6 protein-coding genes are annotated in these 14,016 nt (G+C 58.5%); all 6 read right to left on the bottom strand.

All coding sequences use genetic code 11. From position 1 onward, the window contains the following. Positions 1-228: 228 nt before the first annotated feature. Positions 229-2,412 (bottom strand): heterodisulfide reductase-related iron-sulfur binding cluster, encoded by a 2,184-nt coding sequence (locus RCAS_RS04140; RefSeq protein WP_012119356.1) that lies wholly within the window; start codon positions 2,410-2,412, stop codon positions 229-231. A gap of 334 nt (positions 2,413-2,746) precedes the next feature. After that, positions 2,747-3,352 (bottom strand): class I SAM-dependent methyltransferase, encoded by a 606-nt coding sequence (locus RCAS_RS04135; RefSeq protein ID WP_049768790.1) that lies wholly within the window; start codon positions 3,350-3,352, stop codon positions 2,747-2,749. Between the two features lie 1,107 nt (positions 3,353-4,459). Beyond that, positions 4,460-5,500 carry a galactitol-1-phosphate 5-dehydrogenase gene (locus tag RCAS_RS04130; RefSeq protein WP_012119354.1) on the bottom strand — a complete coding sequence of 347 codons (1,041 nt, stop codon included), beginning with the start codon at positions 5,498-5,500 and terminating at the stop codon, positions 4,460-4,462. Between the two features lie 194 nt (positions 5,501-5,694). Continuing rightward, a complete protein-coding gene (locus tag RCAS_RS04125) occupies positions 5,695-6,534 on the bottom strand; it encodes an alpha/beta fold hydrolase (protein WP_012119353.1) in 840 nt (279 codons plus the stop codon). Then, complete coding sequence (locus RCAS_RS04120; RefSeq protein ID WP_012119352.1) at positions 6,531-13,016, bottom strand: GAF domain-containing protein; 6,486 nt, start codon at positions 13,014-13,016, stop codon at positions 6,531-6,533. Before RCAS_RS04120 ends, RCAS_RS04125 begins: the two co-directional genes overlap by 4 nt. Before the next feature lie 53 nt (positions 13,017-13,069). Further along, positions 13,070-14,014: a GGDEF domain-containing response regulator gene (locus tag RCAS_RS04115; protein WP_012119351.1), complete on the bottom strand. Its 945-nt coding sequence runs from the start codon at positions 14,012-14,014 to the stop codon at positions 13,070-13,072. Positions 14,015-14,016: the final 2 nt, after the last annotated feature.

Raw genomic sequence — 14,016 nt, 5'->3', positions numbered from 1 at the left:
CCAGACACAATGATAAAGCACGAACCGACACGATAGCACCAGACATTGCCGCCGCCATACCTCCTCTTTCACGGTCGCTCATGAGCGGCCGTTTTTTGGTTGGCGAAGATCAGCGCGGGGCAGGCACGGAATCCTGCCCCTCCATTGCACCTTGCGCCTGGCTCTCAGTTCTCGGTTCTCAGTTCTCAGTTCTCGGTTCTCAGTTCTCAGTTCTCGGTTCTCCCACCCCTACTCCAGCGACTCGAGCAACAATTCCGCCATATCCTTGCGCGCCAACTGCTCATCGACACCGGCGTTCTTTGCCGCATCCTCGAACATGACCATGCAGAAGGGGCAGGCAAGCGCAAGCGTTTCCGGCTTCTCCTGCATCAACTGCTCCAGGCGGATAGCATTCACACCGCGTTTCCCCCATCCCTCCATCCAGACATTGCCGCCGCCGCCGCCGCAGCACATTGCGCGTTCGCGGTTCCAGTCGGGCGCTTCGACAAGTTGCACGCCAGGGATGGCGCGCAGCACATCGCGTGGTGCGTCGTAGATGTCGTTGTAGCGGCCAATATAGCACGGATCGTGGTAGACAACCTTCTGCTCGATCGGTCGCTTCGGCGTGAGTTTACCTTCGCGCACCAGTTGCGCCAGCAGATCGGTATGGTGAATAACCTCGTAATCGATGCCGGCGCGCCCGCCGAACTGCGGATACTCGTTCTTGAGCGTGTTGAAGCAGTGGGCGCAGGTTGTGACGATCTTCTTGAACTTATACTGGTGCATCGTCTCGATATTCGCCTGCGCCTGCGCCTGAAACAGCAACTCCTCTCCCATACGCCGCGCCGGGTCGCCGGTGCAACTCTCCTCCTCGCCGAGGATCGCAAAATCGACGCCAGCGCGCGTCAGCAGTTGCACCATCGCGCGGGCGACGCGCTTTGAGCGTTCATCGTAGGCGGGTGCGCAGCCGACCCAGTAGAGCACCTCAGCGCTCTCCTTTTCCGCCATGGTCGGCACATCCAGTCCATCAGTCCAGGCAGTGCGCTCGCGCGCCGGCAGGCGCCACGGATTGCCGGCACGCTCGATGCCCTCCAGTACACGCTTGACATTCGACGGCACCTCGCTCTGGATCATCGTCAGGTTGCGGCGCACATCAACGATCAGATCGACGTGCTCGATCATCGCCGGGCACTCTTCCATGCAGGCCCGGCACGTCGTGCAGGACCAGATTTCATTTTCGGTATAGATTTCATGTTCGATCAACGGCAGCGTCTCACGGTCGCCATCAATCTTCGCATAGACCGGCTGGCGCTCGGCGACCGGCTTGGGCGCCTCATTGTACTGGTCGGTTGTCAACACCGTATGGGCGCGCCCCAGGCTGCCGTCGTGGAGCAATACCGGTTCGCCGCGCTGAAGATTCGCCATCTTGGTAATCAGGAACTTCGGAGAGAGTTGCGATCCCGACGCATACGCCGGGCATTTCGACTGACAGCGCCCGCACTGCATACAGGCATCGAAATCGAGCCGTTGCTTCCACGTAAAATCCGCCAGCGTCGCAACACCAAGGCGCGGCTCGTCTTTTTCGATCTCAGCCTCCAGGTTGGGAATAGGAGTCAGCGCCCCTTTCGGTTCCAGATCGCGGAAGAACGTATTCAGCGGCGTGTAGAAGATATGCTGGAGTTTCGAGAACGGGATCGATGCAAGAAAGGCGGCGGTGACCAGAGTATGGCTGAACCAGAAGAACAGGTGCAACCCCAGACCGACAGGGCTGCCGTCACCTAATCCGATGTTGCGGAAAATAATCGCCAGACCATAGCCGACGAAGGCGCGCGGCGCCCAGTCCTGCGTGATGACCGGAATGCCGCCGATGGTCTGATTCGCCAGGCGCAACCCCTCGATAAAGTAGCCGCTGATGCCAATATATCCCAGCACCGCCAGCGCCCACAGATCGGTGCGCCGGTTGTGCAGCCGGTCGGGATGCTTCGTGTAACGGCGGTATGCCATCCAGAGAATGCCGACAATGAAGACCAGCCCCATGAAATCCATGATCAGTTCATAGTTCTTGTAGAACTCCCCGACCAGGATTTTCCCGGCATCCTTCCCCATCAGCGGAATGGTGAAATCCTCCTCAACGGCGATAATATCGGTGCCGATGAACAACGCCAGAAAACCGAAGAACACCAGCGCATGCATGATGCCCGGCCGTCGGTCTTTGAGGGTCTTCTTCTGACCAAACACCTGGACGAGAAACTCGACCACGCGCGCGCCAAGGTTGTTGATTCGCGCATCGGGCCGCCCTTTGCGCCAGCGGTTGACATCGCGCAGGATGCCCCACGTCATCACTGCCAGGACGATGAGCATAGAACCGTACACGGTCAATGAGCCAAGCGTCTCGCCGACGTTCCAGTAAATCTCACGAATGGCTTCGGTCATACGGATCTCCCCAGGGCCTCAGGGCCAGAACTATGATGGAGTTCGTTCAGGTATCCGCCACAATGAGGGGTACGTGCGACTCAGGCGGGGCGCATCACTGCGCGGCATTGGGCAAATGATAGCAGATGTGTCAATGCTTCTGTAGCATATCATAATCAACGCACTGCGTCAAAACAGCGCATAAGATGCACAGAGCGCGTGCAAATACTTTACATTGCACCGGTATGCTGCGCGGTCCGTCACAATCCTAGCACGCTGGAGTGCGCTATGGAGAAAAGAGGATATGGCAGGAGGTTAAAGGTTCGTAACCGGTTTCAGCCGCGTTTCCCACGCGCTATCTCGCAATCATCGGACGGGCAATCATCACGTAGCGATCAATGCCATCCAGAGTATGCACCGGAGACAACCCGGACTGAAGCAGAAGCGTCGTCAGGGTTGCAGGATCGGGCAGGCGATCATCAGCCACTGCGCCACCTGCTCGCCGGTGAATTGCATTGATCATCTCGCGGCTGTTCGCATGGCAGATGACCAGTGTACCGTGCGGCGCCAGGCAACGACACAGCGCGCGTAAGGTCGCCGCCTTGTCGGTGAAGTGTGGTAAGACCGCATTACAGATGATCCAGTCGAACATCCGATCACACAGCGGCGGGTTTTCGGCGTCCGCCTGTATGCACAAATCCGCATCACCTCTGGCGACGGCGTAGTCCAGCATGCGCCTGGAGACATCCAGCCCTATCAGCAACCCCTTATCGCCAATGCATGATCGAAGGAGTGCAAACAGCACTCCCGTGCCACAGCCGACATCGAGCACCCGCGCGCCAGAGGAAAGACCCAGCCCGGTAATGATGTCAGTCAGTCGCGCCAGGGTTTCAGGACGCTCCATGGCATCCCAGGAATCGGCCAGCCGGTCGAAAAAAGCCTGCTCTTCACGCCATCTCATGTCATACCAATGACGATTGAAGATACCGCATGCGTGTCATTCCGAGCGCAGCGCGGAATCTGCGCGGGTCGCGCACGACCCCTCGCGCTGCGCGGGGTGACCATGCCGGATGGTCACAGGTAATTGGTATCACATGCGCTTCCATCACGGAATATCGAGTGAGTTCGATGTGAGCATACGATGATGCGGCGGTAACGTCAAGGCACGCACGCTCAGTGGGATGTAGGTATGAATTGACAGCGCGTCTGGATGACCTGAATCGTACCGTGTGGGGGAGTACACGGATTCCCACCGATCGAGACGGACGTGCATCAATCGGATGGACCGCTCATACAAGCCGATCTGCATGAATCCGTCGCCTCAGCATCAATCCGTGGTCTCTATGCCAGATCAATGCCGGACCCTGCTCAGGGTCACAGCGCCAACGAAGACGGGGCAGGCGACGCTGCCTGCCCCGTCTGCACTGCTTGCCGGCAGTAACGCCATACAACCAGGGAAATGCCGCTCTCTGGCGTATGGCGCTGCCTTCATCCGACTACCGCGACTCTGGCTTGCCCGACATGATCATTGACAGGAAGTACAACGTGGCGACGATGAGCACGATGGTGAAGAAAGCCATCAAGAACGGCGCCATAGCCAACCTCCTTCCACGAGAGATCTATTGGAAAATGCGTTATATGCTTTGAATGCACCATCCAATTTTTTCTCGCCTTTTCAGTATATCACGTCATGGAATGACTTGCAAGACTTCTATCACCCGAAACACGCCTGTTCTTGCACCTTTCTAACATATATCTAACATTATTCTAGCAAAAGTGCCAGACGCCGAAAACACCGACTTCAAAATAACTCTACCAATGACGATTGAAGATGCCGCATTCTTGTCATTCCGAGTGCAGCGACTTGTCATTCCGAGCGCAGCGAGGAATCTAAGCGGGTCGCGCAAGATCCCTCGCTCTGCTCGGGGTGACAATGCCGGATGTTCACAGGTAATTGGTATCATAGCGATATTCCGACAAAAACATAGGGACGCACAGTGATGCGCCCCTGGTTGTCTCACAATTGTCTCACTTTTCCGGTGAAAGACTCAGTCGTTTGCTCTGGTCATTATTCTCTCATCTGCAGGACAATCTTCGCCGCGCGCGTCGTTCCCGCCAGCAACTCCTCGAATGCCGCCGGTCCCGCCGCTAATGGTCGCTCTTCGAGCCAGTCATCGTCGAGCGTCACCCAACCGGTCGCCAGCAGGTCGAGCGCCCGCGTGAAGTCGGCGTCGCTGTAGGTGAAACTGCCGGTCACGGTGATTTCCTGGCGCACGATATAATTGGCAGCAACCATCGACTCTTCTTCGTGCAATCCGATGAAGACGACGCGCCCACCGGGAATGACGGCGCGCACCGCCTGCTCGCGCGTCACCGTCAACCCCACAGCGTCAATGGCAGCATCAGCGCCGCCCGGCGCAAATTCCTGCACCGCCGCCAGAACATGACCACGGGCATTAACGGTTGCGGTTGCGCCCCAGGCGCGCGCAACCGCCAGGCGGCGGTCGGACACATCGCTCACCAGGATGGACTCGATGCCGGCAGCGCGCGCCGCAACCAGGCAGAGCAACCCAATTGGCCCGGCGCCGAGTATGACGAGGCGTCGCGGCGCTCCGGCATGTGCCACGGCGCGCACGCTACACGCCAGCGGTTCGGTGAGCGAACCCAGGGTCAGCGACACATGATCCGGCAGAGGGACGCACAGACGAGCAGGAACAGACACATACTCAGCAAATGCACCCGGACGGTGAGCGCTGATCAACTGCCGGTTGCGGCACAGATTGCTTCGCCCTGCCCGGCAGAGATCGCACACACCGCACGTCAGCAATGGATTGAACGTGACCCGTGCGCCTGCCCGCGCCGGCGAGCCATCGCTCAGCGGCGTGTCGTAGTCGAAGGCGATCCGTCCTGCCGCCTCGTGCCCCATAATCAGCGGCGGTCGGCGCAGACTGTTCTGCCCCAGATAACCACTCAGTTCCGACCCACAGATTCCGACCGCTGCAACTGCGACCAGCACCTCGCCCGGTCCCGGCGTCGGCACAGGTTCATGCCGCAACTCCATCTTGCGCGGTCCCAACCAAACCAGCGCGGCCATTGTTTTGGATTGCATCTTCGTGCTCACTCTTTTTGCATTAGGCGCCCACAGATAATCTACGAAGGATACAAAGAATGAAGACCTTTGAGGACGGGCGACGCATCTTCAGTGCAAGCAGTCCTTCCCGCTCGCCGCATCGCCAGCGCAGCGGATGCCCGGCAGAGCAATCAAAGGTCGGACATGCGTTCTTCGCCCACAAGCCACGCGCCTCAGATATACTCCAACTGACTCACCCGCCGTCGCCATTCGGTCTTGATCTCCACTTGCGTGCCATTGCTCGCCTGAAAATCCATCAGCAGACGGTTGAAGACATTCGGTTGGTCAAGGAAGGGGAAGTGATTCGAACGCGGCAGTTTGATCACCTGTTGCATCGAGGCGTGGTCATCGTGCAGGAAGCGCGCCTGATCAGACGACACAATGGCGTCTTTTTCGCCAAAAACCGCCAGCAACGGCGTTTCGAGGCGTTCGAGGTCCTCACGCAGATCGGTCGCAACGACCGACTCGATCACGCGCTGCACCACCGTTTCGGAGAGGCTGTCGGTATCTTCGATAATTTCATTCAGAATTTGCGGATAATCGACATTGAGTTGACGCATCAGGCGCGTCCAGATGTTGCTGGGAGCGGTGCGACCGAAGAGACGCGACAGCGCGCCAGGTCGAACGTAGTTCTGGATCTGCGATCCCTGAATTGGAGCACTGACGATCATGAGGCGCGACACCCGGTCTGGATACTGACTTGCGGTGCGGAGCGCAACCATTCCACCAAGGCCATGCCCTACAAGACTGGCTCTGGCAATACCGAGCTGGTTCATAAAGCAGATGACCAGATCGACGTACTCAGCAATTGAAAACGCGCCATCGCGTCGATCCGACTCGCCAAACCCCCAAAAATCGATAGCGAAGGTGCGATACCGTTCGGAGGCGTGTTCCATCGTCGGCAACCAGTAGCGCCATGAACCAAGCCAGCTGTGCAGAAAGATCACCGGCGCGCCACGGCGACCGACAACCTCATAGTGTACCAATCGATTGTCGATATGAATCGCGCTCATGACCGACTCTGCGATGTTGCCGCCGATTCCGACTCTGGCTGGGTCAGCGGAATAATGAAACTGAACGTACTTCCCTTGCCCGGTTCACTCTCGACCCACATCTGGCCGCCGTGCATTTCGACATACGATTTGGCGATCGACAGCCCGAGACCGGTGCCGCCGGCCTCATCACGAAGCGGATTATCGGCGCGGTAGAAGCGGCGGAAGAGGTGCTGCTGCTGCTCGGGCGAAATTCCCACGCCATTATCGATCACATCAACCTGAAGCAACCCGGCGGGATTCAGTCCGGCGCGCAGTTTGACCGACCCTTCGGGATAGGTATACTTCACCGCATTCGATGCCAGGTTCAGCACTACCTGTGTCAGGCGCGTCTCATCCGCCATGACCGGCGGCGTATGGTCGGCAACTTCGATGCTGAACGACAAACGCTTCCGCTCAATTTCAGCGCGCAGCGTCTTGTTAACCTCCTCGAAGATAGCGCCGATAGAGATATGCTTGAAGGTCAACCCGACCTTGTTATCATCGATCCGCCCGATCTCCAGAATATCGTTGATCAGGTTCATGAGCCGATGGGTATTACTCTTCACCACACTCAGATACGACAACTGCTCCTCATTGAGCTTCCATTTAGGATTAAGCATCAACAAATCTACATACCCTTTGATCGATGTCAGCGGAGTGCGCAGTTCGTGAGAGACATTCGAGATAAATTCACGCTTTGCGCGATCGGCTTCGACTTCGCGCGTAATATCGTGGATCACGACTACACTGCCGTACATCGCGTTCCGCGGACCAACCCAGGGCGCAAAGTTCAGCAGAATCGACTGCGTCGGCTCCGGAAGTTCGAGCATGCGGTTATGGTTTTTTTGCGCCTCAGTCAGCGCCTGCAATCCCTGGCGCAGCCCCTCATAGATGCGGCAAGCGCGCTCAGACGCCCCATCGCCCGCACAATATTCCGCGATCCGGGACAGTGGTTGTTTGACAACAAATTGCGCCGGGACGCCCAGAATCTGTTCGGCAGCAGCATTGTAGAGCACAATGTTCTGATCTCCGTCCACGACGATCACGCCCTCGCCCAGGCTTTGCAAGATCGCCTGATTTTTACTATTCTCCTCGCGCTGCTGCGACCACAAATTGCCGCGTTCGGTGGCAATGTCGTTGATAATAGAATAGAGCGTCGCATTGTTGATCACGATTGCCACTTCGTTGGCGATCGTTGCCAGCAGTTGCAGTTGATCCTGGTTGAAAAAATCGACTTCGGGACTGGTCAGGATCAGGACGCCGAGCGGACTGTCCTGCGTCATTAGTGGCGCAGCGATCACCGAACGCACCTCTTCGGCGCGTCCTTCTTCGTGCAGCCAGCGGGGATCATCGCGCACATCGGCGATACAGACCGCCTCCTGCCGTTGCATCACCCACCCGGACAGCCCGGCGCCGCGCTCGAACATGATGGTAAAACGCTTCGAATCAACCGAGCCATCGGCATTGAGCACGGCGCGACACTCGAGTTGACCGTTCTTAAGGTCCTTGAGCATAATCGAGCCGCGGCGCGCACCAATCGCCTTCGACGCCAATTCCAGCGCACGGTTCAGCGTCGTTTGCAGGTCGAGGCTGGCTGTCAGTTCCACTGTAATTGCGTGCACCGCCTGCAACCGATCGCGCTCGGCGGCAAGGCGGGCATATGCATCCTGCAACTCTGCGGTGCGCTCATTGACCAGCTGCTCAAGCTCCGTATTGAAACGGCGCACCTCGGCGAACAGGCGCGCATTGCGGATCGCCTGCGCCGCCTGGCTTGCCAGCGCGAGGACGAGTTGGGCATCCTCTTCATCATACGCGCCGACAGTGGCGCTATCGACGTTGAGGATGCCGATCACCTCATCGCCGAGCAGCAATGGCGCACCCACCCAACCACGGATATGTTCAGTGCCGTCATCCACATTGGACGGCGGCGCTTCCCGCGCATCGATCAGCACCAGTGGACGACGAGTGTACAGCACCTGTGCCAGTGACGGATCATCATCAACGTGCAGTTCGAGATGCTCGACACGCTCCCGGATCGACTCATCAAAACCACGCGCCGCCACGATACGCAGCATATCCCCCTCGCGCAGCATGAGCGAGGCCGTATCGTAAGGAACAATCCGCGCCAACTGATCGAGGATCATGGCGAAGATTTCGTCGAGCGCCAGCACGCCAGTCATCATGTGCGCAACTTCGCGCAACGTATCCGCCACCCGACGGCGCTCCTGCTCGCTCTGGAACAGACGGACATTGCTCAACGCAATGGCGGCCTGATTGGCGACGGTCATCAAAAAGCGTTGCGCATCTTCATCAAACCTGCCCGGCTCATAGCTCTGGACATTTAGAACGCCGAAAACCTCATCGCCCTGAATGATCGGCGCGCCCAGCCAGGAACAGATCGGCGGATCATCAGGGTCGCATGGACGCAGCGCAATCGCCTCGACCTCCTGCCGGGTGCGCAACAGCAGCGGTCGCCGTTCGAGAATCACCGTCGGCGTTAATCCGCCCGCCAGATCATCAAGGACTATCACCTCAGTTTCTCTATCGGGCGCACGGCGGCCATCCTCATAGACCAGCGGGAACGTCAGGCGGCGCGTTTTTGCGTCGTACAACGCAATGAACGATTGCGACGTATCGAGCACTTCGCTCATGCCGCGGTGCAGCGCTTCCAGGATTTCCGCAGTGCTGAGCGAGACATTGATCGCCTGACTGATATGGTTCAACGCGGTCAATTCGGCAATCCGCCGCTCACGCTCGGCGAACAATCGCGCATTTTCGAGCGCAATCGCCGCCTGATCGGCAATCCCCGCCAGCAAGGTCACCTCGTCGTCGCTGAAAGACCGCTGCGACACGGTCATAACGCTCAAGACCCCGATCGTCTGTTCGCGGTAGGCGACGGGAACACCCATAAACGAGGTGTACTGATGCTCGCGGTTGAACTGCGGATAGAGCGACGTGCCATCTTCCTCGACATTCGTCACCACCAGCGGGCGCCCGCTCGCAGCGACGCGCCCCGTCAGCCCTCTGCCGATTGGCACGCGCAACACGCGCGCCATATCGGGCGAAATGCCCTGCATGGCTGCCGGAGAGAGGAATCCATCGGTGTCGATCTTCCAGAGGGCGACGGTATCAACCTGCAACTGTTCGGCGACAATCGCCATGAGCGATTGGAGCACGTCGTCCGGTTTGAGCGAGGAACTGAGCACCTGTGCGGCGCGCAGCAGCGCCGACAGTTCACCGACCTTGCGTTGCAACGCTGTCGCGCTGTCGCGCGCTTCGGTAAACAGGCGAATGTTCTGCACACCAAGCGCCACCTGTACGGCGACCGTGCTCAGGAACGCCAACTCGCGGTCGCCATAGGCGCGCGGCGTCGCGCTCTGCAACACGAGGACGCCAACGACCTCGTGATCACCCGCTGCCAGCGGCACGCCAACGCTCGACACCCATGCATGGTCGGCGTCGCCGGGATAGACGACATCGAGACCGACGTCAATCGTCCCACGATGCGCATCTTCCAGACACATCGGCTGATGCGCATCTATCACGCGGCGAATCAATCCGCCAGGCGACGGCGCGCGGTCGATGCGCTGATACACGCGCGTTCCATGCGCTACGATGAAGGTCTGACCAATCCGATCCCGCGCGGAATCATACACGCACGCAACGAACGCATCGACCGGCAGGAAGCCGGCCAGCGCCTCGTAGACGCCAGCGAACATCCGCTCAATATCAAATGTCGAACTGGTAATGTGCCCGATATAATTGATCAGGTTCAGTTCATTGATACGTTGCCCGCGTTCCGCAAACAGTTGCGCATTCGACAGCGCAACCGCAAGTTGGTTAGCGACCGTCGAAAGCCACTGCACATCACGCGCATCGAAAGCGTGCGGCTCGAAACTCTGTACCGAGAGGACGCCAATGGTCTGATTTTGACGCATCAGCGGAATGCCAACCCATGAACGGATTGGTTCTCCCAGATTGACCGGCGTCACAGGCAGGCGATCCTGCGCTTCAAGATAATCCTCGATGTGGAGCATTCTGCCGTGATCGATCACCCAACCGCTCAACCCACTGCGAGGAATCGTGCGTTTGTGCAAATGCGCTGCGGTCACCCCTTCACGCTTGAACAACTCAAAACAAATCTCGTCACGAAGCGGATTGTACGACGCCACAAAACAGAACGACGGAGTCCCGACGTGCGCCTCGATTTCCTCATAAATACGTTCGAGCAAACTGTCGAGATCGAGCGAGGAAACCATCGCTGCGCTGGCGCGATAGAGCGCCGCCATCTGTTCCGCCTGTGATCGGGCTTCACGCAGCAGCGTGGCATTCTCGATAGCAATCGCCGCTTGATCGGCAAATATTTCGAGCGTTTCGACCGCGCGCGGGGTCGGGAGTTGACGGTCATACGGTTCATCCACGACCATGATCCCGACCAGACGCGACTTACTCCGGTAGAGCGGCACGATCAGGACATCATCGACCTGCCATTCATCCGCTGTACGCAATCCTTCCGTTTCCAACGGCGAGAGCAGGCGCAGGTCCGCTCCATCGATCAGTTCCCGCACACGCACACCCGGCACAAAAAAACTGCGCCCGATGCGATACCGGGGATCGAGCAACTGTGCGAGCAGCGACAACGGCAAATGACGCCGGCGCAGGCGCTCAATGTCGGACAGCGGCAACCCCGCAGCGGCGACCAGCGACGCCGTCGCGCCATCATCGGCATCGATCAGATAGAACGCAACCGAGCGGAAGCGGGCCGTTTCGGCGACGCTGAACGCAATCTGTTCGAGCACATCGTCGAGCGAGCGATCGGCGCGCATTTCCTGCCCGATGCGCAACACTTCATTGAGGGTCGTCGCGCGCTGAGCCAGCAAATCGCGCTGGCGACGCTGTTCGTGGTACCGCTCTTCGTTGCCGATGGCAAGTGCGATCTGATCGGCGACTGCGCGGATGAAATCGAGCGCATCGCGATTGAAGGCGCGCGTCCGTGAACTGTGCAGATTGATAACGCCAATGACTCGCTCTTCATAATAGATCGGCGCTGCCAGCGTCGCGGCAGGCAATGGACCAACCGCCGCCGGTCGATCATCATCCATAAGTTGATCGACGATCCGCGCCTCACCGCGCGCTATCACCTCCGCAGCAACCGTGCGTCGCTCGTCCAGGATCGTATTAATCAACTGATGATCATCATCAGGAGCATATCCTTCAGCGACAATCAGGCGCACCGGTCCATTCTCGCCGACGGAGCGCAGCGTAACATAGGTCTGTGGAGAAACCGCGACACCAAGCGCATCGGACTGCTCCATCTCAAATGCTTCACGCTCCACCACATAGCCGCGCAACGCCACATACCCCTGCGTTGCGCGCGTGGCGCGCAGCGCTTCTTTCAGCGCAAAATCGAGGATGTTATGGAGATAAAGCGTTGAGGTCAGTTCGCGACTGATCCGTTGCAATGACCGCAATTGCAGCAGACGACCCTGAAGATGTTCATCGTCCTCGGCATAACGCTGGGCACTGGCGATAGACTGCGCCGCCTGCGCTGCGAGGATGGCGATCAAACGTTCCTCGTGTTCGCCGAGTCGATCAGGTTGAACGTCCATCAACTCAAGGACGCCAACCACCTGATTCCCCACCTGCAACGGGGTTGCCATATATGCGCCGATTGGACGTCCATCGGCAAAAGCGACGACCGCAGGCAAGATAGGAGCGTAGCGAATATCGGAAAGACGAATAGTGCGCCGATGACGGGCAACCCATTCACTCAACATCTGATGGTCATTCGATACGATCGGCGCCGGAGATTCCAATGGAGCGCCGAGGGACGCAACCGGTTCGAGCAGTCCGGTTTCGAGATTGAACAGACTGAGAAGTACCGTCGTGCAGGGGACGAGTTGTTGCGCCCATCGGACGACTGCGCGAGGAAGTTCATGGGACGCAAGCCCGGACCCCAGATGAACACTCACCGCGCGCAACGTATCGATTTCGTCGGCATACCGTTGTTCGCGCGAGGATTCTGCCGTTTCAGTCGTGGGGACTGATGCGACTTCACGATCCAGCAGCGCGATCAGCAGTTCGATCTGATGGCGCAGTGTGGTCAGAAAGCCAGGAGTGAGTTGTTCATGATGAGCAGCCGGTATGCCAAGCCACACCATGCCCGCAGGTTCATCACGAATGTAGAGCGGCAGTTCGATCGTCTGATCGGGAACAGGAATGGCGCGCTCAATCAGGCGCTGACGCCATTCCGCGCCGACACCCCAACCGGCGCTGATCGTCGCACCTTCAAACTGCAACGCGATCACGCCCCAGGGGCAGGGCAGGCACTCCTGCGCCAGGTCAACGATGCGCTGCGCCAGTGACTGCGCATCACCACTGACAGACCGGCCATATTCCGCCAGTCCTGTTAGAATCTCCCATGCGCGAACGTGCGGTGACGTAACAGTTGTGGCGTCCATTGATGGAGACCTATCGCAACACCGGCGGCGGCATATCGCCTGACCACCGTCTCCTATGCTCGTCCGACGCTCATATGGCTTTTGCGCCCCTGCTCACGCGCCTCGGCGACGGCGCGCTGCCGAACTTCTTCAACACTTTCGCTCAGTTCGCGAATATCGTAAAACGGCCCGTCGTTGCTGGTCAGAATGCCTATCGAGAGCGACATCAACGGCAACTGCCGCACACTGCCATCCTCTCCCTGGATCGTGATATACCCATTGCGGCGATCCTTGTAGTCGTAGTGCAGCCCAATGTCTGCATCGAACCGGTCGCACAGGCGCTGAGCGATCGCCTGGATGGCATCAGGCGTCGAGGTAATGACAAACGACGGACCGACAATCATTTGCCCGGCAAAATCTTCAGGGCGCCCCAAGTCGTTGATCGCCTCGCTGATTAACAGCGCCGTAAACTTCAGCACCTCTTCGCCAACCATAGCGCCATAGGACTGCGTGAAGGCGTCGAAGCCGTTGATATGCACCAACGCCAGCGCCCATCCGCTGCTGGACAGCAAGGTGCGATATTGTTCATTGATCAACTCGGCGGTTGGCAGGTTCGTGACCGGATGGGTCAGATTCTTCTGCCGCGCGCGATCAAGGGCGCCTTTGACAATCGTATGCACTTCTTCGATATCAAAGGGCTTCACGATGTAATACTCCGCCTGGACCTCGCCGAGTCCCTTCAGGCGATCCTGCTTTTCGCCGCGCGCCGTCAGGAAGATGATCGGAATATGGCGCGTTCGCGCACTCTGGCGTAGCGCCTTCCCAATCTCGTACCCTTCCATATCGGGAAGATTGACATCGAGCAGCGCCAGGTTGGGCGGCGTCTTCCGGCAAATTTCGAGGGCAGTCTGACCGCGCATTGCGGTCAGGACGTCATACCCCTGCGACGTAAAATAAATCTTGAGCAGACTGGAAATGTCGGGGGCGTCTTCGACGACCAGGATCTTCTCTTTGCTCACAA

It is taken from the genome of Roseiflexus castenholzii DSM 13941 (assembly GCF_000017805.1).
Taxonomy (GTDB): Bacteria; Chloroflexota; Chloroflexia; order Chloroflexales; family Roseiflexaceae; genus Roseiflexus; species Roseiflexus castenholzii.
The sequence above is the reverse complement of the archived record's forward strand: the minus strand, read 5'-3'. Positions and strand labels throughout refer to the sequence as shown.

What these genes read in the sequence shown, in the direction of transcription:
- RCAS_RS04125 (WP_012119353.1), bottom strand. Translation starts at nt 6,534, where the DNA reads ATGAGCGCGATTCATATCGACAATCGATTGGTACACTATGAGGTTGTC.
- RCAS_RS04135 (WP_049768790.1), bottom strand. Translation starts at nt 3,352, where the DNA reads ATGAGATGGCGTGAAGAGCAGGCTTTTTTCGACCGGCTGGCCGATTCC.
- RCAS_RS04140 (WP_012119356.1), bottom strand. Translation starts at nt 2,412, where the DNA reads ATGACCGAAGCCATTCGTGAGATTTACTGGAACGTCGGCGAGACGCTT.
- RCAS_RS04130 (WP_012119354.1), bottom strand. Translation starts at nt 5,500, where the DNA reads ATGCAATCCAAAACAATGGCCGCGCTGGTTTGGTTGGGACCGCGCAAG.
- RCAS_RS04120 (WP_012119352.1), bottom strand. Translation starts at nt 13,016, where the DNA reads ATGGACGCCACAACTGTTACGTCACCGCACGTTCGCGCATGGGAGATT.